The sequence below is a fragment of the Halomonas sp. BDJS001 genome, assembly GCF_026104355.1.
In the GTDB taxonomy this organism is placed as follows: Bacteria; Pseudomonadota; Gammaproteobacteria; order Pseudomonadales; family Halomonadaceae; genus Vreelandella.
This window is the reverse complement of the sequence record NZ_CP110535.1, coordinates 3796493-3815263: the sequence shown is the minus strand read 5'-3', so window position 1 is coordinate 3815263 and position 18771 is coordinate 3796493. Positions and strand designations below refer to the sequence as shown.

Below are 18771 nucleotides of genomic sequence, written 5' to 3'. Positions count from 1 at the left end.
GCAACAGCGAGGGCGGCAGGCAATGAGACGATCACAATTTAGCCATAGTCAGCATGATGTACATAGCCAGTTACGCCTGACGACCATAGCATGCGTGAACCACCTGATCCCTTGCCGAACTCAGAAGTGAAACCGCTTAGCGCCGATGGTAGTGTGGGGTCTCCCCATGCGAGAGTAGGTCATCGTCAGGCACTTATTTAACGAAGAACCCAGCCATCCGGCTGGGTTTTTTGTTTGTGTGGAAGAAAACCAAGGGGTCTCCCATGTAGAGTAGCGGGGAGCCGCCCTAGTCATCGTCAGGCACTTATACCAAAATCCCCCAGGGCTGATGCTCTGGGGGATTTTTTTTGCCTCACACCTCACGCCTCACCCTTTACTAGAGAAGCGTCTCCAGCGCCTCAATCAAACTATCCATCTCATCATCGGTTCCGATAGTGATGCGTAGGAAGTTGTTGAGGTCTGGGGTGTTAAAGTGACGAACCAGAATGCCCCGTTCGCGTAGGCCAGCAAATAGCTGCGCGCCTTCGTAGCCAGGGTGCTGGGCAAGCACAAAGTTAGCCTTAGAGGGCAATACTTCAAATCCCAACCCTTCAAGGCGCTGGCGAGTGCGTTCGCGAGTGGTAATAACACGCTCGCGACAGGCTTCAAAATGCTCGACATCTTTCAGTGCGGCGATGCCTACTAAGCTTGCCAAACTATCGACAGGATAAGAGTTAAAGGAGTCTTTTACCCGCAGCAGGCCATCAATCAACTCCTCTGAACCCACCGCATAGCCCAGCCGCAAGCCTGCCAAACTGCGAGATTTGGAAAACGTACCGGTAACTAATAGATTCGGATAGCGGTTAATCAGCGCAACAGCACTCTCCGCGCCAAAATCCACATACGCCTCATCCACGAGAACGACACGATCCGTGACTCGCTTAAGCAGCATCTCAATTGCTGACAGTGGGTGCGCGTGGCCCGTTGGCGCATTTGGGTTGGCAAAGATAACGCCGCTGCGGTTAGTCTCCGTACCAAGCGTATCAATATCGATTTCCCACTGCTCATTGAGCGGATGCTTGCGCAGCTCAACGCCATAAAGATTGGCGTAAACGGGGTAGAAGCTATAGGTGATGGCGGGTACGTCGAGTGGTGCGCCATGGCGGAAAAACGCTTGAAACGCTAATGCCAGCACTTCATCGGAACCATTACCAACAAACACTTGGCTGCTGGCTACCTGAAACGTCTCTGCCAACGCTTCCCGCAACGCTTTAGAGGTAGGGTCAGGGTATAGGCGCAGATGGTCTGTTGCATAGTCGCGCAGCACCTCACCAACGCTTGGCGCTGGTGGGTAAGGGTTTTCATTGGTATTGAGTTTAACAAGCTGCTCACGGGGTTGCTCACCGGGCACGTAAGGGGTAAGTTCGCGAACGGCCGGACTCCAGTATTGGCTCATGTGGGTAACCTGATTATCCTAGCAAGGTGCACCATGGTCGCTTGAAGCCTTACTAAGCGCAAGCATTCGCATCGCTAGGGGTGTGCGTCGCACCTTGTAGCGGTTATGCTGTCACAAGTGCGCGTAAATAAATGTGATGTCCAACACGAGATTAAGGAGACACTCTATGCAACTTAAGAGTTTGCTGGCCGGTTCGGCCATGTTGGCACTGCTGGCTGGCTGTGCAAGCAGCCCTATGGAGCAGCAAGAAGAGGCGGCTACTGCACAGCAAAATTACCAAGGTTCACTACCTTGCCGTAACTGTGATGGTATTGATCTGGACGTCACGATGGTGGGTGAAGAAACGAGCGCGGCTGAAGAACGCACCTTTACGCTGAACGCTTCATATCGGAACCATCCTCAAACACCCCCGGATGAAAACTACGCGGGTAACTGGGAAGTGCTGACCGGTACGCCGTCTGATCCAGACGCTACGGTTTACGAGCTGACGCCGGATGGTGATGGCCAAATCTACTACTTCATGCGCATTGATGAGAGCACGTTGGAGTTGATTGACCCAGAACGTCGCCGCTTTGAAAATGGTGAAATGCTGCAGCTAAAGCGCCAATAACGCGTTAGCCAGCAGTACAAAAGGCGGCCAATGGCCGCCTTTTGTGTTTGCTGGCAGTAGTGAATACAGCGGACGTGACGATTAAAAGCGATTAATAACAAGTGAATGCTAACGGCAGCAAAGCGAACGTTGCCACTTAGTGACAGCAACCGTAGGAGTGTAATGGCAGTGGCCAAAGCCAAAAGCGCCTTTGTATGCACCGAGTGCGGCGCCGAATACCGTAAATGGCAGGGACAATGTAGCAGCTGCCAGGAGTGGAACACGCTCAGTGAAGTGCACCTGGCGAGCGCTCGCCCTGGTGGCGGCGCAGCCCCCGGTCGAACGGGCTACGCGGGTGATCTATCCCGTGAAGTGATCGACCTGGGCAATGTGGATCTTAGTGAAGTGCCGCGTATGAGCTCGACGTTCGCGGAGTTTGATCGCGTGCTAGGCGGCGGTTTGGTACCCGGCTCGGCGGTATTGCTGGGCGGCAATCCTGGGGCCGGTAAATCGACCCTGCTGCTGCAAACGGCCTGCAAGCTGGCCCAGCAGCGGCGTATCCTCTATGTGACGGGGGAGGAGTCACTCTCCCAGGTAGCAATGCGTGCGCACCGCCTACAGTTGCCCACCAGTGGATTGAAAATGCTTGCCGAGACCAGCGTGGAGACTATCTTGGCGGTGGCTGAGCGCGAGAACCCCGAGATTCTGGTGATCGACTCTATCCAGACCATGCATTTGGAAGATATCAGCTCGGCCCCAGGTGGCGTTGCCCAGGTGCGTGAGTCAGCTGCAGCGCTAACGCGTTTTGCTAAGAAGACCAATACGGTGTTGTTGCTGGTAGGTCATGTCACGAAGGACGGAACCCTGGCCGGTCCCAAAGTCCTTGAGCATATGATCGATGCCTCGCTGTTATTAGAGGGCGGTGCCGACTCGCGCTTTCGCACGCTGCGGGGACAGAAGAACCGCTTTGGCGCTGTGAACGAGCTAGGTGTTTTCGCCATGCTCGAGCAGGGCTTAAAAGAGGTTAAAAACCCAAGCGCCATCTTTCTTTCTCGTCAGGAGGAGCAGGCGCCGGGTAGCTTAGTCATGGTGGTGTGGGAAGGCACTCGACCAATTCTGGTCGAGGTACAGGCACTGGTGGATGAGTCCGCGCTGGGCAATCCGCGCCGGGTAGCGGTTGGCGTGGATCAAAACCGTTTAGCCATGCTGCTTGCGGTGCTTAATCGCCACGGTGGATTGTTTACTGGCGACCAGGATGTGTTCTTGAATGTCGTCGGCGGTGTCAAAGTGCTCGAAACCAGCGCCGACCTGGCGGTACTGCTAGCCGTGGTTTCTAGCCTGCAAAATCGCGCGCTGCCCAAAGAATTAGTGGTATTTGGCGAAGTTGGGCTATCGGGCGAGATACGCCCGGTGCCGAGTGGCCAAGAGCGTATTGCCGAAGCGGCCAAGCACGGTTTTCTACGCGCCATTGTGCCGCGGGCTAACGCACCTAAGCAGGCGCCCAAGGGCATGGAGGTGATTGCCGTGGATAAACTCAGCGATGCGTTGGACGCCCTATAGAGTGAAGAGTGGGCTAAACTAATGATATCCCCCCAAAAGTGCCAAGGAGAGACACGATGAGTTCGATTCGCTTGACCCAATATAGCCACGGTGCGGGCTGTGGCTGCAAAATTGCTCCCGATGTACTGGATGGCATTCTCGCCAAGGCTGGGCCGGCTGCGGGTCATAAGAAACTTATCGTCGGCAACCAGGGGCGCGAAGATGCGGCGGTGTATGACCTTGGCGATGGTCGCGGCATGATCGCTACCACGGATTTCTTTATGCCCATTGTCGATGACCCCTTCGATTTTGGACGCATCGCGGCGACCAATGCCATCAGCGATGTTTATGCCATGGGAGGTACGCCAGTGATGGCGTTAGGCATTCTGGGCTGGCCGCTGGATAAGCTTAGCGCTGAAGTGGCGGGTGACGTAATGGCCGGGGCCCAGGCGGTGTGTCGCGAATTAGGCGTTGCCATGGCGGGCGGTCACTCCATTGATGCGCCTGAGCCGATTTTTGGACTCGCTGTCAACGGCTTGGTCGACCTGGATAAGCTCAAGCTTAATAGCACCGCCAAACCAGGTGATCTGCTGTATCTAACCAAGCCGCTAGGGGTGGGTATGTTAACCACAGCCGAGAAACGCGGTTTGCTGCAAATGGGCCACCACGGTCTTGCCCGGGAAACCATGCTCAAGCCCAATAGCATTGGCGTAAAGCTTGCCGATGTGAAAGGGGTGAACGCCATGACCGATGTCACTGGTTTTGGATTGGCGGGCCACCTTACTGAAATGTGCCAAGCCAGTAACGTCATGGCTCAGGTTGATTTTCGTAAGCTACCTCGTTTGGCGGAGGCTGAGTCCTATCGTCGCCAAGGCGCCGTGCCTGGCGGCACGTTGCGCAATCGTGACGCGCTGGGGGAGAGTCTGCCCGCTATGGATGAAGCCCACTGGCAGTGGTTATGTGACCCTCAGACTTCCGGCGGCTTGTTACTGAGCGTTAACCCTGCCTGGGAGGATGACGTTGAGCGTATTGGCCGCGAATTCGGCCTCTCATTACGCTCCTTTGGCGTAATGAAGGCGCGCCAGGGCAACGCCTCCATTGAGGTGGTCGGGTGACGCTATCCACGACGCCAGCCACCACCCCGGCAGTATTGAGTTTAATCACAGAAGAGCGACCACTTATAGATGTGCGCGCCCCGGTGGAGTTTGCCCAGGGTGCGCTGCCCGGTGCCGTCAATCTGCCCTTGATGGATAATGATGAGCGTCATCAGGTGGGGGTTGCCTATAAAAAGCACGGCCAAGCCGCGGCGATTGAACTGGGCGAGCGCTTGGTCAGTGGCGAGGTCAAGGAGGCGCGAATTGCGGCGTGGCAGGCGTATGTAGCCGAGTATCCCGATGCAGTGATCTACTGCTTTCGGGGTGGGCTGCGCTCGCAAATTGCTCAGCAGTGGCTGGAAGAGGCCGGTATCTCAAGGCCACGGCTGGAGGGAGGCTGGAAAGCCATGCGCCAGACGCTCTGTGAGCGCATTGATACAGCAGCGCGTCAGCCGATGCTGGTGGTTGCAGGGCTCACCGGATGTGCAAAAACAGCGCTGATAAATCAGCTCGATAACGGCGTTGACCTGGAAGCTTATGCACACCATAAAGGCTCGGCCTTTGGGCGCAGGCCCGAAGAGCCTGCCACGCAAATCAACTTTGAGCATGCGCTGGCCAAGCGGCTAATCGGGCTGACGGAAGGGCTGGTGATCGAAGATGAGTCCCGTCAGATTGGCAACGCCAATATTCCGCTGACTTTCTGGCGAGCGCTGCAGCAAGCCCCCCGGGTGCGTATCGAAATGCCGCTGGATTGGCGTCTTGCTCAGATTCAGCAGGACTATATTATCGATCTGGAGCAGGCCTATGCTGCTCGTCATGGGGCCTATCAAGGCTGGCAATTAATGCAGGCGCAGCTAAGTAATGCGCTTGTCCGGCTAGGCAAACGCTTGGGCAACGCCCGCCTGCAGCGCTTACAGCGGCTGCAGGCGCTAGCCTTCAAAGAGCATGCCCAAGGCAATCCCCAAGCCCACGAAGCTTGGCTTGCACCACTGCTTACCGAGTACTACGACCCGCTCTACCGTTACCACTTAGAGAAGCAGCGTGACAGCGCACCGCCAGAGATTCATGTGGGTGATTGGGATAGCTGCCTGGAAGCCGCCAGGCAGTGGAACCGCTGACGGCAATCGATCCTTCTACGGCTACGCCGCTTTAAGCCACTGGGTCATCAGTCGGTCGAGCTGCGGCGCAAGGTGAATAAAGCGGTTGGGGTCTGCTAATATTTGCCCCGCATCCTGAACAAAGCGGTCGGTGGAAGGCGTTGCGGTGGGCCACTCAGCGCTATCCAGCAACTGTTTGACACTCGCCGCGGTGGCTTCTAGGTGGCACAGCAGGCCGATAACGCGCCCTCTGTCCCAGGCAAACCCTTGTAGCGGTGCGGCTTCGCTACCGCCGAGGGGAAAGGCGTCGTCGGGTAGGCTGAAAACGTAGCGATGCCACATAAAAGCGGTGAAAGTTTCGGGTAAATCGAGCGAGTTTTCCGGCGCCAGGGTGACCGTATGCCAGCCTGTTTCCGGGTAGGTACCCGGCGCCACCACTGAGCCCAGCGCCTGGGCTATCCAGTGAGCGCCCAGGCCTATGCCCAACAGCGGTTTTTGGCCATCCAAGTAGCGGTTGATCAGCTTATCTTCCGCTTTAAACCACGCCGGTGGTGGGTCGAGTAGCGCCTCTGGGCCATCAAGGACAATCAACGCATCGGATTCGTTTGGGCGGGGGCTAAGCTCGCCTGCGTAGAGATGAAAAACGGTGTAACTATGGCCCATGCTGGTCAGCCAATCGGTTAAACGGGCGGGGCCATGGTCAGGGCCGTGCTGTAGCAGATGAATATGCATGGTAATCTCCTTGCCGGCCGGACAATCATCGAGGAGCCTGTCCGGCTTGACCGATCGTCGCGAGAAGCACGGATTTTGAGCCAAATTTATCGATCGATTGAGGCGAATAGCGTGCTATTTAACGAAATCTATCGCATAAAGTTGGCCAAAATACCGGGGTTCGCAGTAGATCAGTGTTAAGTCGGACAGGCTCCTAGGCGCTGGGGATCGCCCCAAGCGTAGAGAAACGATAACGTACCCGCTAACTTTCACCAATAACTCACGTCAAGGGATCCAGGAAATCAGTATGGTGTCGAAACCCCAGGGCTTTTACCAACGGTTGCAAGAACTCCCTCTACCTGCCCAGCAAGCCTTTATGGCAGCGCTGTGCGAGCGCTTGCTGCCTAACTATGTGCTCTATGAGCAAACCAGCGGCCAGGGTGATAGCCATACACTAGGGACTGTGCTGAGTTTGGTCTGGGAGCGGCTTAATGTACCCAATGCCAGTATCGATTTTGCCCGCCAAGCGGAAAAGTTAGCGGAGTGCGAGCCGCCCGAGGAGGATGACAGTTTTGGTGCCCGGCGCGCCCTAGATGCGGTGGTGTCTGTCTCGGCGCTGCTGGACACCCTGCAAGGCGATTCTCCAGAGGCGGTGCTGGATGTTAGCCGTACCTCCCGGGCGGGCGTACGCGCCTTTATAGAGCTCACTGAAGGTGAGGTTGACTCGCAAGCGTTGGCACTGATTATTCGCGATCATCCGCTGATGGCAGACGAGAACGACTTCCAGGACGCCGTTTTGGAAGCCGTTAGCGGCTCACTGGATAAAGCAGTGCTTAAAGAGGTGCGAAAATTAGGTCGCAATGGCGGTATCAGCAACCTGGGGTTATCGCTGGATGAGGTCGAGGAGTAGCGGCTAAAAGCGCACTCCTGCCGTTACCATCATACCGGCGGCGCCAAACACAATCAGATCAGACTCAAACCGGCCCCATTGCACCCCAATACTGGGGAGTGCGGCCGGGGCAACTTCCAAGTGATTGAGCGGAATTTTGTCGCGATACTCGCCTTTATATCCGCGCAGGAGCCCACCGGTGAGTTTGGCGCGCACGTTTAACCCTTGATCGGTTTGCCAAAGGGGAAACTCCCGCCCTGCATAGAAGTACCAGGTGGGTTGATCAAAGGAGTTTTTGAACCAAGCCGCGCCCGCTAGCCAGTTATTCGGGTTATGCAGTTCAAGGCTGATCAGGTCTTGCTGATTGGTATGTTCCGGGTCGGGACTGAAGTGGCGGGTATAAAGGCTGGTTTGCACCAGGGTATGATCCCACTCCAGCGCCGGTGTCCAATCAGGTAGCGAGAATGCGGTAGCAGGCATACTAAACAGCAAGCCTGCTAGCCATCCCATCCATGGATGTGAGCGAAACATTCGAAGCTCCTGGTTGATAAAGGGCATTTTAAAGACGCATTTCGATACCGCGTTCGGCCATATAGCGCTTAGCTTCGGGAATGGTGTATTCGCCAAAGTGGAAAATGCTCGCGGCCAGCACCGCATCAGCGCCACCTTTAAGCACCCCTTCCACGAAGTGATCCAAGTTGCCCACACCGCCGGAGGCAATCACGGGTACGCTCACCGCTTCGGAAATCGCGTGGGTCACGCCCAGGTCAAAGCCACTCTTGGTACCGTCGCGATCCATGCTGGTGAGCAGCAGTTCGCCGGCACCGAACTCGACCATCTTCTTCGCCCACTCAACGGCATCCAGGCCCGTTGGGCGGCGCCCGCCGTGGGTGAAAATCTCCCAGCGGGGTGTTTCACCCTCTTTCGATACGCGCTTGGCATCAATCGCCACCACAATGCACTGGCTACCAAAGCGCTCGGCGGCTTCGCGCACGAACTCAGGATTAGTGACCGCGGCGGTGTTGATGGAGACCTTGTCCGCTCCAGCATTTAACATGGTGCGTATATCGTCGCAGCTGCGAATGCCGCCGCCGACGGTCAGCGGGATAAATACTTCACCGGCAATGCGCTCCACCATCTCCACCGTGGTGTCGCGGTCTTCGTGGCTGGCAGTAATATCGAGAAAAGTGATTTCATCGGCGCCCTGCTGGTTATAGCGCTGGGCAATCTCCACCGGATCACCGGCATCACGAATGCCGACAAAATTAACGCCTTTAACAACGCGTCCGGCGTCTACGTCCAGGCAGGGGATAATGCGTTTAGTCAGGCTCATGAGCCGCCTCCCGTCAGTTGGTCGCTCAACCGCTGGGCTTCAGCCACATCCAGGCTGCCTTCATAAATCGCCCGGCCAGTAATAGCGCCCAGGATGCCGCTATCAGCCACCTCGCAGAGGGCTTTGATATCGTCCAAATTGGTCACACCACCCGAGGCAATCACCGGTAAACCGCCTTCACGGGCCAGTTGTGCGGTGGCTTCCACGTTGACGCCCTGCATCATGCCGTCGCGGGCAATGTCGGTGTAGACGATGCTGGAAACGCCATCGTTGGCGAAACGCTTGGCAAGCTCAGTGGCCTTGACCGTAGAGACCTCGGCCCAACCGTCGGTGGCGACATAGCCATCTTTGGCATCAAGCCCCACAATCACATGGCCGGGGAAGGCGCGGCACATCTCGCCGACAAACGCAGGCTCTTTTACCGCTTTGGTACCGATAATGACGTAAGAGACACCAGCACTTAAATAGTGCTCAATGGTTTCCGCACTGCGGATACCGCCGCCGATTTGAATCGGCAGGTCGGGGTAGGCGCGAGCAATCGCCGTCACAGCGTCGCCATTCATCGGCTTGCCCTCGAAGGCGCCGTTTAAATCAACCAGATGCAGGCGGCGGGCGCCTGCCTCTACCCAGCGTGCGGCCATAGCGACTGGGTCATCGCCGTAGGAGGTCGCGTCTTCCATGCGGCCCTGCTTTAACCGGACACACTGGCCATCTTTGAGATCAATAGCGGGAATTACCAACATACAAAATCCTCTCAGGGCGTCCAGGTGACAAAATTTTCAAGCAGGCGAAGGCCTGCGCGGGAGCTTTTTTCCGGGTGGAACTGCACCGCGAAGGTCGAATCCCGGCCAATGGCCACGTGGGCGCTTACCTTGCCGTATTGAGTCGTGCCAAATACCTGGGCATCTTCGGCGGCATTCACATAGTAGCTGTGCACAAAGTAGAAGTGCTCGTGGTCATCTATGCCTGCCCAGAGCGGGTGTTGATGATGCTGTTCGACCACATTCCAGCCCATGTGCGGTACTTTTAAGCGCTGCTCGTGGGCGTCGCGCATATCGCCAGGAAAACGATCCACGCTGCCTTTAAAGAACCCCAGGCACTCCACGCCGCCGTTCTCCTCGCTGCGCTCCAGCAACATCTGTTGGCCCACGCAAATCCCCAACAGCGGTTTGGCCTGGCGGGTTAAAATATCGTCCACCAGCTCGCGTAACTCGGTGCGTTCAAGTTCACCAACGCAATCACGAATGGCCCCCTGGCCCGGCAACACTAAACGCGTGGCGCCAAGGATGCGGCGCGGGTCGCGGGTAATGACAACATTCTCATGGGTCACATGCTCCAGCGCTTTGGCGACAGAATGAAGATTGCCCATTCCGTAGTCGATCACAGCAATGGTCATGAAACGCTCCTTGGAATAGTTGTTAAGATGTTGCTTAAGGCCGCACTGGGTACGGTGCTCGCATTCGGGCTAGCGGAGAGCAGCATTATAAACTCCCCTTGGTGGAAGGCATTTGGCCTTCCATGCAGGGGTCTTCCGCTACGGCCATACGCAGCGCCCGGCCAAAGGCTTTAAAAATCGTTTCCGCCTGGTGGTGAGCATTAAAGCCTTTAATGTTGTCGATATGCAGCGTTACCTGAGCGTGATTGACGAAGCCCTGGAAAAACTCCCAGAACAGCTGGGTGTCCAGGCTACCGATGGTGTCGCGGGTGAATTCGACATTCATATAAAGGCCCGACCGACCGGAAAAATCGATCACCACACGAGAGAGCGCTTCATCAAGGGGCACATAGGCGTGACCATAGCGGTAAATGCCGCGCTTATCGCCAATGGCTTTAAAAAAGGCTTGGCCTAGGGTAATTCCCAGGTCTTCTACGGTATGGTGGTCATCGATATGCAGGTCGCCAGTGGCATTGATATCAAGATCAATCATCCCGTGGCGGGCAACTTGATCAAGCATATGATCCAGAAACGGAACACCGGTTTGGCAGCTAAGACGGCCTTCGCCGTCGAGGTTGACGCTGACCTTGATCTGCGTTTCGTTGGTGTCACGGCTAACCGTGGCAATACGCGCTGACATGTTGCATCTCCTGCGCTGAAGCGCACTCTGAGGGGCGGCTGGTGGCTCTCATCAACTTACCACTGTTTGATCAGCCTGTGGCGAAGCGACCATTATAGTGAATCGGCGCCCTCATCCGCTACAATGCGCGAAATGTAGCCGCAATCAATTGTGGCAAAAATAGCAGCCAGGCTGCTTTGGCGAAGAGGATTTCACCATGCCGGTGACACTGCACCATGTCGACCAGGCCCGTTGGGAAGCCGATGAGCAGGTGCGCCTTGATCTAGTGCGCATCTACCAGGATGCGCCCCAAGAGCGTATGCCCACCCCAACGGTTGAGCCATTTATTGAACAACATTTTGCAGGCCAGCACTTTTTTGCCTGCGCACTCTTTAATGATCGGCTGCTGGGGGCGGTCGCTGTTCAGGAGGCCCAAGACCGAGCGTGGTGGCTGTCTGAACTCTGCGTGCGCAAAACCACCCGCCGCCGGGGCGTCGGCTCGCGCCTGATGGCCCTACTTGGCGAGCAAGCCAAGCAGGAAGGCCGCGTACTGCGCATTGAAACGTCCACGTTACCACTGGCCGACCGCGTGCTGCTCTCCAAGCTAGGCTATCGGCCAATGGCCAATCCAGAAACGCCGGCAGCGGGGATGCCCGCCACCAGCGATTTTGTTGAGTTAGACCCACAAGGGAAAGGGCAATGAAACAGCTATTACGTATTTTGCTGGCAGCGGTCGGCATTCTTGCCATCGTTGCGGTCGCCGCCGTGGTCTATGTGACCACTTTTCTGGATCCAGAGGATTTCAAGCCCCGTTTAACCGCCGTCGTGGAGGAGCAAACCGGTCTCAACTTAGCGCTGGAAGGCCCGATTACCTGGTCATTCTACCCGCGTATCGGTGTCAGCGTAGAGAAGGCCCGCGCCTGGCTGCCCGAACAGGCGGAAGAGAGCGCTGCTTTTGCGGCGATTGACCGCGCAGAGGTGAGCGTGGCCTTTGGCCCGTTGCTACGCGGTGAAATTGCCGTTGACGGTCTTACGCTAGACGGTATGCGCCTTAACCTGGAGCGTGATGCCCAGGGTGAAGGTAACTGGGAGCCCCTGCTAGAGCGCCTCTCCGAGCATAATGAGAGTGCGGCTGAAACGGTGCTGGCACCCGCCAGTGCAGGTCCCAATGCAGACGCCGGTAGCTTGGCGGTGGTGTTAAGTATTGCCAGCGTTGAAGTGAAAAATGCTGATATTCGCTTCCGCGATGCGCAGACCCAAGCACTGTGGCGCATGCAGCAACTGAATATCTCAGGCAGTAACGTCAATCCACTGCGCGCCTTTCCGCTGAAGGCCATGTTCACCCTGACCAAGCATAACCGGCTCGATGCCGAGGTGTTGGAGCGCACCCCAGACCTGACCAGTGAGATTAATCTCGAAACCCGCGTGCGGCTTGGTTTAGCAGATAAGCTTTTCGCCCTTGAAAATATGGCGCTGACCACCCGCACGACGCAAGGTGCTGAGGGAGAGCCGCAGCAACTCAGCTTGAAAGCCGCCGAGTTTCTCGCCCGAGTGGGTGAACAGCAGTTGACCATCAAAGAGGGGCTGCTTGAGACAGGGCTGCGCAATGCAGATAACTGGCAAGGCAGCTTAGCGCTGGCGCTTGCCTTTGGCCTGGAGGGGGATTGGCAGGCACAAACGGCCCAGCTCAAGGAGTTGCAGCTCACCGGGCCGGATGGGCTCAGGGTGAGTGGGCACCTTAATATTGAGCAGCTACGTGATGCCCCCAAGTACCGGGGCCAGCTAACCGCTGCGCCGTTTACGCTACGCCCCTGGCTTGCCCGCGCTGGCGTTACGCTCACTACCGCGGGTGAGGCTGCGCTCAGTGATGTCGCCATGACCAGCCCCGTCGAAGGCGATACCGAACAACTCTCGTTGACTAGCCTCTCGTTAGTGGTTGATGACAGCACCTTTACCGGTGAACTGGCGGCCGCGCTGGATGGCTCACGCCTGGCGTTCGATTTAGCCGGTGATCAGCTAGACCTGGATCGTTATCTACCCGGTGAGGCCACCGCCGAACAGGCCAGCCGGGGCTTGTTACGTAAAGCTTTTGCCCAGGAGTCCAACACATTGCTGCCGCAATCGTCGCTCAGTGGGCTGGCGCTAGAGGGCGACCTGAGTGTCGATACGCTTATTTTTGCAGGTCTTACCTTCAACAAACCACGCTTGCAGCTGCGTGGCGACGACGGCGTTCATCGGCTAACGGCGTTTGAGTCTGGTTTCTATGCAGGTGAACTCAGCGCTACCGGCCAGGTTGATGCGAGGGATTCCATCCTGGAGTGGTCGCTATCGCCCACCATTAACAACGTCCAGATGGCGCCGCTGATTGAAGCAATCAGTGAAGGGGAAGAGGCGTCACCACTGCGTGGCCGCTTAAATCTATCTGGCGACCTTACCAGTCAGGGCAATACCCGCGAAGCACTCATCGGCAACCTCAATGGTGCGATTAATGCTCGTCTAAACGATGGCGCTATTTTAAATACCAATATTTCCAAACAAATGTGCGAACTGGTGGCTCAGTTAGAGGGGGAGGGCACTTTGCGGGATTGGCACTCCGACACTCGCTTTGAGCGTTTTGATGCTACCTTCCAAATCAGCAACGGTTTAGTGGATAGTGACGACCTGCTGATCACCCTACCCGGAATCGAAGTGCGTGGAGAGGGCGAGCTCAACCTCGCTAGCTTGAACTTTGATACCCGTGCTAATGCTCGTTTGGTCGACACCGCCGACGCGGCCTGTGAGGTCAATCCGCGCCTTGAGCAGTTGCCGCTACCTGTACGTTGTGAAGGTAATTTCGGCGATGAGCGCACTGAATGGTGTCGCTTTGACCGCGAGATGTTCCAAACCGCTGTTGTTGACCTATTGCGTAACGAAACCGGAGATCGTGTAAATGAAGAGCTGGAGGAGCGCCTGGGCGACTCGTTAGATGAACTCGACGAACGCCTTGGTGAAGGCGCTGCCAAAGAACTTCGCGATGGCCTGCGTAGCCTGTTTAACTGAGCATTAGGGTGTGAAGTGACGCATTCATTGAAACAGTAAGTGCTGCGCCGGCTTAAACGCCGGCGCTTTTTTTATTGGCACGAGTGTCAGCACATTTCTGTTTCATATACCCATTTCTGTTTAAGGAGCGTGCATGGCAGATATGCCCACGCCGCGGCTGGCGGCAAACGAATTCCAACAGCGCCTACTGACCTGGTTTGACCGCTACGGTCGCCACGACTTGCCGTGGCAGTCGCCGCGTAGCGCCTACCGCGTGTGGGTGTCGGAAATTATGCTGCAGCAAACCCAGGTGGCCACCGTTATAGACTATTTTGAGCGTTTTATGACGCGCTTTCCGACCCTGGAAGTCTTGCCAAGGCACCCCAGGACGAAGTGCTGCATCTCTGGACGGGCCTTGGCTACTATGCCCGTGCGCGCAACTTGCATAAAGCTGCCCAGGTTGCCTGGCAGGAGCATAATGGTGAGCTGCCGACTGAAAGTATCGACGCGTTAGTCGCCTTGCCCGGTATTGGTCGCTCCACCGCGGGCGCTATCATTGCGCAAAGCACAGGGCAGCGGGCCGCTATATTAGATGGCAATGTAAAGCGCTCGCTCACGCGTCTGCATGCGCTGCCCGGCTGGCCGGGTAAGCCTGATGTGGAGAGAAAATTGTGGGCGTTGGCGGAGTACTACACCCCAGCAGAGCGCTTGGCGGATTACACCCAGGCGATGATGGATTTTGGCGCCACGCTATGTAAACGCAGCAAGCCAGACTGCCTGAGCTGCCCATTTAACGATGTCTGTTTGGCCTACGCCCAAGGCGAACAAAAGCGCTATCCGGAATCCAAACCCAAAAAGGCGCTGCCCACACGGCAAACGATCATGCTGATGCTGCGTGACCCAGAAGGCCGGGTATGGCTGGAGAAACGTCCTCCCAGCGGTTTATGGGGCGGGCTATGGAGTTTGCCGCAGTTCGAGAAACATAGCGAGCTCAACGACTGGCTTGAAGTCAATGCCGTGAACCCTAAGCGGGAAACTGCGTCGCCTAGCTTTTATCACACCTTCAGCCATTTTCGCTTAGAAATTACCCCGCAGCCCGTGAGCTGCGATAGGCTGGGCGGTGTTCGCGAAAGCGGCGTATGGTACGACGTTAACTATCCGCCCGAGCTGGGGCTTGCCGCCCCCGTTAAAGCGCTGCTCAGCCAGCTAACGCCCTTTAGCCTCAACCCAACACCAGGGCACGCCTAGGCGTTTGCTAGCAGGTTGGGTTGGTTGAGATCATTGCATCAAATCCACATCCCTGAACCAGGAGTACGTTATGAGTAATACTGTTTTTTGCCGCAAGTACCAAAAGGAGCTAGAAGCCCTGCCCTTCCCGCCTTTACCGGGTAAGCAGGGACAGGAGATTCAGGCCACCGTTTCCAAGCCCGCCTGGGAAGCCTGGCAGGCGCTGCAAACCCGCCTGATCAATGAGAAACACCTCAACATGCTCGACCCTGAATCCAGGGCGTACTTGATGGAGCAGATGCAGCGCTTCCTGGACAACCAGGAGACCGACCAAGCCGAAGGTTATGTACCGCCTACTCAGGCATAACCTGCGCAGTCATAAATAGCTGTCATCAATAGCGGGCATGAAGAGAGGGTGAGGAGGGCGGTTAGGAAGAGCAACTGACTTGTCATCAGTGGCTCTCAGCCTGTGAACAAGGCAGGGCGAGCTAACGGTGGCGCAGGAAAAAAGACCCCTAAGCATCGGTATCGCAAGAAAGTTTCACAAAGGTGTTGACGAAAAGCGGCGTTTTTAGTTTAATACGCACCGTTGGCAGCGGCCAGATAGCTCAGTTGGTAGAGCAGGGGATTGAAAATCCCCGTGTCGGCGGTTCGATTCCGTCTCTGGCCACCACACTGCTGGGGTATCGCCAAGTGGTAAGGCACCGGTTTTTGGTATCGGCATTCCCAGGTTCGAATCCTGGTACCCCAGCCATTGCCAACAAGATTTCTTGTTGATTGCAAAGCCTAACAGCAAAGCAGTCATTTTCTCAAGAAAACGTGAAGCGCCGACATAGCTCAGTTGGTAGAGCAACTGACTTGTAATCAGTAGGTCCCGGGTTCGACTCCTGGTGTCGGCACCACTAAAAGTGGTTATAAAGCAAAGCGTTAGAGAATCAGATTAAGCCGCCCGAAAGGGCGGCTTTTTCGCATCTGCAGTATCTATCCAGCACTAACATTATCCACAGCCACAATTTAGATATGTCTGTGGATAACGCGCTATTCAGAAGCTTGATTTCACCTGTATATGCGTCAGATAACCAACCAAGCTTTATAATCGTAACGGTAGTGTTGCCTGACCAATATTACTAATAAAGATGCACAGCCTCGAAGACAGCTAGCGGTTCATTGTTATTGCCCGACAGTACAAGCATTGCACCATCTACGTTCCATGTTGCTACCTGCTTGAGTGCGGCTAGAAAACCTTGCTCATTATTCATTTGAGCCGTGGAGCAGGCCATTTTGGTGCTGGCGATCTTGTTGAATGTGATTTGCTCGTTCTCCACACGGTAGCTGCCCATTAGCGTATTACAGCCGGTAGCACCGGCTAAACGCGAGCCGTCTTGGTGAAGTACCACGTGGGCCTCGCGAAAATTCTCATCGGTGACGACCGGCTCGCCATCAAGTGTTACCAGCTTCCAGTAGGTGTTGATCAACGGTTCGTCTGGGTGATAGGTGCCATCGGGGCTATCTATGGGTGCTGAAGAGCATCCGGCGGTTATCAATAGGGCACCGATAAATCCATAAAGCGCTAGCCGTCTTTTCAAAGCTTGCTTCCTTATTCAGTTAGCTAAAAAATTTAGAACCATTAACCGCATATATTGTGGCGTCGAGCGTGCTTTTTAGGTGACTAATTGCTCAAAAAGCCACTCTTCAATTTTTTTCACGTAACCTACGTTATCAAACCAGAAATCATGCCTTGCGGTAAAATATTAGTTGGCTAGGATACTCCCTGCACGACGTTTTAGCCGTGCATTGTTATACATAGTTGCAACAACGTTCGATCTGAAACCTAATCATACAAGGAGTGGATTAGATGACAGTCAAAAGTACACCACTACATTCAGTAACCGCCCATAAGCAGTATAGCGAAATGGCCGATGCGCCAAATGTTCAAGGCGCCAAGGCTATGGGCGCACAGGTAAAGGATGCCTACCCGTCGCGCTTAGCCACACCCCCTGCACAGACCTGGCTGCCGCGCCAGGATGCGGTGGTCAAGGGGCGCCAGCTTTCCGGACCGTTAAGCCAGGCGCAGCTCGATGAGTTTGAGCGTAAGGGGTTTCTGTTTATTCCCAACCTCATTTCAGGCGAAGAGCTTGATGAGCTGCGCCAGGAAATGAAGGCGCTGATGAATAACGATGAGTATCTCAATCAGGACTTCAGCATAACTGAGCCAGAGAGCCAGGAGATCCGCTCGCTATTTGCGGTGCACTTCCTCTCTGAACGGTTGGGCAAACTGGCCAGCGATGAGCGTGTAGCGGGTGCCGCCCGTCAAATCATTGGCGGCGATCCCTATGTGCATCAGTCGCGGATTAACTATAAACCTGGGTTTGCCGGTAAGGGCTTTAACTGGCACTCCGATTTTGAGACGTGGCACGCAGAAGACGGCATGCCTGCCATGCATGCGGTTAGCGCTTCGTTGATCTTGACTGACAACCACGAGTTTAACGGCCCGCTGATGCTGATTCCCGGTTCGCACAAAAAGTTTGTGCCCTGCCTGGGTGAAACGCCGGAGGATAACCATAAAAGCTCACTGAAAGCCCAGGAGGTGGGCGTACCCAGCCCAGAAGCGTTAACTGAGCTAGTGGCAGAGCACGGTATTGAAGCGCCGAAAGGTAAGGCGGGCGGTTTATTGCTGTTTGATTGCAATACCCTGCATGCTTCGAACGCGAACCTTTCGCCCGACCCGCGTAGTAATGTGTTCTTCGTGTTTAACCGCCAGGACAACCGCTGCCGGGAGCCCTACGCAGCGGCTAAGCAGCGGCCGGATTTCCTGGCTCATAGCCCTGATCAGCAGACGCTGTAGTATCGCTAACCAGCAGTGGGGAAACAAATTCATGGCTGAAGGTTGTGGAACCTTAGTCTAGGTGGGGTAAACTGTTGCGCCTGTCGTTGCGAATGCGGCACGCATAATGAGAAGGAGAATACCCGCCATGCGTTTTGTTCCACAGTTTACCGATGGCCAGGAGTTTCCCCACCCGCTGGGCAAGGTTGTCTGCATCGGCCGTAATTATGCCGACCATGCGAAAGAGCTGGATAATCCGGTTCCCACTGAGCCGCTGCTGTTCATTAAGCCGTCGACCAGCGTTGTGGATCTGACCAAGCCGTTGGATCCTCCGTTTTCACGCGGCGACGTGCATTATGAAGTCGAGCTTGCGCTGTTAGTGGGCGAAACCTTAACCCACGCCACCCTGGATGAAGCCGAGCGCGCGATTGTCGGTATTGGGTTGGCGATGGATTTAACGCTGCGTGATGTACAGACCAAGCTAAAAGAGAAGGGTCACCCTTGGGAAATCGCCAAAGCGTTTGATGGCGCCTGCCCGCTTTCGTCGTTTCTGCCGCTAAGCCGGGTACCCAACTGGAATGCGCTGGCGTTTACCCTTGAAATTGATGGGGAAGAGCGTCAGCACGGCGAAGGTTCCGATATGATCTTTGCGGTTCCCACGCTGGTGGCTGAAATGAGCCGCCACTTCACCCTGGAACCGGGCGATGTGATCTTAACCGGCACGCCTTCTGGCGTTGGGGAACTGGTTCGCGGTTCATCACTGCGCTTAACCTTGACCGGCGGTTTGGAAATTGAGACCAGCGTCGTCGAGTAACTAACCCATTAATGCGCAAGCAGTGAAGCCGATAGCCCGCCACAAGCATTCGCTATCGTTATCAATAGAAACGCCACCCGTTAACCACGGGTGGCGTTGCTTTTTGGGCTGTTTACGACAGGTTATTCAAGATAGGTTATTCAAGAC

At 55.7% G+C, this 18771-nt stretch carries 19 protein-coding genes, 3 tRNA genes, 1 rRNA gene and 1 pseudogene; 16 read left to right on the top strand and 8 right to left on the bottom strand.

Features of this window, described 5'->3' with window-relative positions; translation table 11 throughout:
• The first annotated feature begins 75 nt into the window (after nt 1-75).
• Nucleotides 76-191, top strand: a 5S ribosomal RNA gene (rrf, locus tag OM794_RS17805).
• 185 nt (nt 192-376) lie between these two features.
• Here the strand turns inward: rrf and hisC are convergent.
• Nucleotides 377-1435, bottom strand: a complete 1059-nt coding sequence (hisC, locus tag OM794_RS17800; RefSeq protein WP_226250729.1) for a histidinol-phosphate transaminase — start codon at nt 1433-1435, stop codon at nt 377-379.
• Nucleotides 1436-1601: 166 nt separating this feature from the next.
• Between hisC and OM794_RS17795 the strand changes: the two genes are divergently transcribed.
• The 4 genes from OM794_RS17795 to mnmH all read left to right on the top strand — a co-directional run bounded on the left by OM794_RS17795 (nt 1602) and on the right by mnmH (nt 5775).
• Complete coding sequence (locus tag OM794_RS17795) at nt 1602-2045, top strand: copper resistance protein NlpE N-terminal domain-containing protein (protein WP_226250728.1); 444 nt, start codon at nt 1602-1604, stop codon at nt 2043-2045.
• 168 nt (nt 2046-2213) lie between these two features.
• Nucleotides 2214-3584, top strand: coding sequence for a DNA repair protein RadA (gene radA / locus OM794_RS17790; RefSeq protein WP_226250733.1), 1371 nt, complete (start codon nt 2214-2216; stop codon nt 3582-3584).
• A 56-nt stretch (nt 3585-3640) separates the two neighbouring features.
• On the top strand, nt 3641-4678 hold the full coding sequence (gene selD, locus OM794_RS17785) for a selenide, water dikinase SelD (protein ID WP_226250727.1): 1038 nt from the start codon (nt 3641-3643) through the stop codon (nt 4676-4678).
• The gene (gene mnmH, locus OM794_RS17780; protein ID WP_226250726.1) at nt 4675-5775 is read left to right on the top strand and encodes a tRNA 2-selenouridine(34) synthase MnmH; all 1101 of its coding nucleotides are present in this window, start codon (nt 4675-4677) and stop codon (nt 5773-5775) included. The genes selD and mnmH overlap by 4 nt, the downstream gene beginning before the upstream one ends.
• A gap of 21 nt (nt 5776-5796) precedes the next feature.
• Here the strand turns inward: mnmH and OM794_RS17775 are convergent, their stop codons facing one another.
• The gene (locus tag OM794_RS17775; RefSeq protein WP_226250725.1) at nt 5797-6486 is read right to left on the bottom strand and encodes a type 1 glutamine amidotransferase; all 690 of its coding nucleotides are present in this window, start codon (nt 6484-6486) and stop codon (nt 5797-5799) included.
• Nucleotides 6487-6772: 286 nt separating this feature from the next.
• On the opposite strand from OM794_RS17775, the gene OM794_RS17770 reads away from it, so the two are divergent.
• On the top strand, nt 6773-7375 hold the full coding sequence (locus OM794_RS17770) for a YjaG family protein (protein ID WP_226250724.1): 603 nt from the start codon (nt 6773-6775) through the stop codon (nt 7373-7375).
• Between the two features lie 3 nt (nt 7376-7378).
• Here the strand turns inward: OM794_RS17770 and OM794_RS17765 are convergent, their stop codons facing one another.
• The 5 genes from OM794_RS17765 to hisB form a co-directional block, all read right to left on the bottom strand.
• Entirely contained in the window at nt 7379-7885 is a 507-nt protein-coding gene (locus OM794_RS17765) for a hypothetical protein (protein WP_226250723.1), read from the bottom strand.
• A gap of 28 nt (nt 7886-7913) precedes the next feature.
• Nucleotides 7914-8687: an imidazole glycerol phosphate synthase subunit HisF gene (gene hisF, locus OM794_RS17760; protein ID WP_226250722.1), complete on the bottom strand. Its 774-nt coding sequence runs from the start codon at nt 8685-8687 to the stop codon at nt 7914-7916.
• Nucleotides 8684-9430 carry a 1-(5-phosphoribosyl)-5-[(5-phosphoribosylamino)methylideneamino]imidazole-4-carboxamide isomerase gene (gene hisA, locus OM794_RS17755; RefSeq protein ID WP_226250721.1) on the bottom strand — a complete coding sequence of 249 codons (747 nt, stop codon included), beginning with the start codon at nt 9428-9430 and terminating at the stop codon, nt 8684-8686. Before hisA ends, hisF begins: the two co-directional genes overlap by 4 nt.
• Before the next feature lie 11 nt (nt 9431-9441).
• Nucleotides 9442-10083, bottom strand: coding sequence for an imidazole glycerol phosphate synthase subunit HisH (gene hisH / locus OM794_RS17750; protein ID WP_226250720.1), 642 nt, complete (start codon nt 10081-10083; stop codon nt 9442-9444).
• A gap of 85 nt (nt 10084-10168) precedes the next feature.
• Nucleotides 10169-10762 (bottom strand): imidazoleglycerol-phosphate dehydratase HisB, encoded by a 594-nt coding sequence (gene hisB / locus OM794_RS17745; RefSeq protein WP_226250719.1) that lies wholly within the window; start codon nt 10760-10762, stop codon nt 10169-10171.
• Between the two features lie 196 nt (nt 10763-10958).
• Between hisB and OM794_RS17740 the strand changes: the two genes are divergently transcribed.
• The 8 genes and pseudogenes from OM794_RS17740 (at nt 10959) to OM794_RS17710 (ending at nt 15888) form a co-directional block, all read left to right on the top strand.
• Nucleotides 10959-11444: a GNAT family N-acetyltransferase gene (locus tag OM794_RS17740; protein ID WP_226250718.1), complete on the top strand. Its 486-nt coding sequence runs from the start codon at nt 10959-10961 to the stop codon at nt 11442-11444.
• On the top strand, nt 11441-13780 hold the full coding sequence (locus tag OM794_RS17735; RefSeq protein ID WP_226250717.1) for an AsmA family protein: 2340 nt from the start codon (nt 11441-11443) through the stop codon (nt 13778-13780). Before OM794_RS17740 ends, OM794_RS17735 begins: the two co-directional genes overlap by 4 nt.
• A gap of 133 nt (nt 13781-13913) precedes the next feature.
• Nucleotides 13914-14380 (top strand): annotated as a pseudogene (locus tag OM794_RS23415) (A/G-specific adenine glycosylase); the annotation flags it as partial.
• A gap of 108 nt (nt 14381-14488) precedes the next feature.
• Nucleotides 14489-15007, top strand: coding sequence for an NUDIX domain-containing protein (locus OM794_RS23410; RefSeq protein WP_413927730.1), 519 nt, complete (start codon nt 14489-14491; stop codon nt 15005-15007).
• Between the two features lie 70 nt (nt 15008-15077).
• Nucleotides 15078-15353 carry an oxidative damage protection protein gene (locus OM794_RS17725; RefSeq protein ID WP_035585612.1) on the top strand — a complete coding sequence of 92 codons (276 nt, stop codon included), beginning with the start codon at nt 15078-15080 and terminating at the stop codon, nt 15351-15353.
• 230 nt (nt 15354-15583) lie between these two features.
• Nucleotides 15584-15659, top strand: a tRNA-Phe gene (locus OM794_RS17720).
• A gap of 6 nt (nt 15660-15665) precedes the next feature.
• Nucleotides 15666-15740: transfer RNA gene (locus tag OM794_RS17715), tRNA-Gln, on the top strand.
• A 72-nt stretch (nt 15741-15812) separates the two neighbouring features.
• Nucleotides 15813-15888: transfer RNA gene (locus tag OM794_RS17710), tRNA-Thr, on the top strand.
• 225 nt (nt 15889-16113) lie between these two features.
• On the opposite strand, the gene OM794_RS17705 is transcribed toward OM794_RS17710, so the two are convergent.
• Nucleotides 16114-16572, bottom strand: coding sequence for an META domain-containing protein (locus tag OM794_RS17705; protein ID WP_226250715.1), 459 nt, complete (start codon nt 16570-16572; stop codon nt 16114-16116).
• Between the two features lie 269 nt (nt 16573-16841).
• Between OM794_RS17705 and thpD the strand changes: the two genes are divergently transcribed.
• Both thpD and OM794_RS17695 read left to right on the top strand, forming a co-directional pair.
• Nucleotides 16842-17831 carry an ectoine hydroxylase gene (thpD, locus tag OM794_RS17700; protein WP_226250714.1) on the top strand — a complete coding sequence of 330 codons (990 nt, stop codon included), beginning with the start codon at nt 16842-16844 and terminating at the stop codon, nt 17829-17831.
• Between the two features lie 127 nt (nt 17832-17958).
• Nucleotides 17959-18624, top strand: a complete 666-nt coding sequence (locus OM794_RS17695) for a fumarylacetoacetate hydrolase family protein (RefSeq protein WP_035585610.1) — start codon at nt 17959-17961, stop codon at nt 18622-18624.
• The last annotated feature ends 147 nt before the right edge of the window (nt 18625-18771 follow it).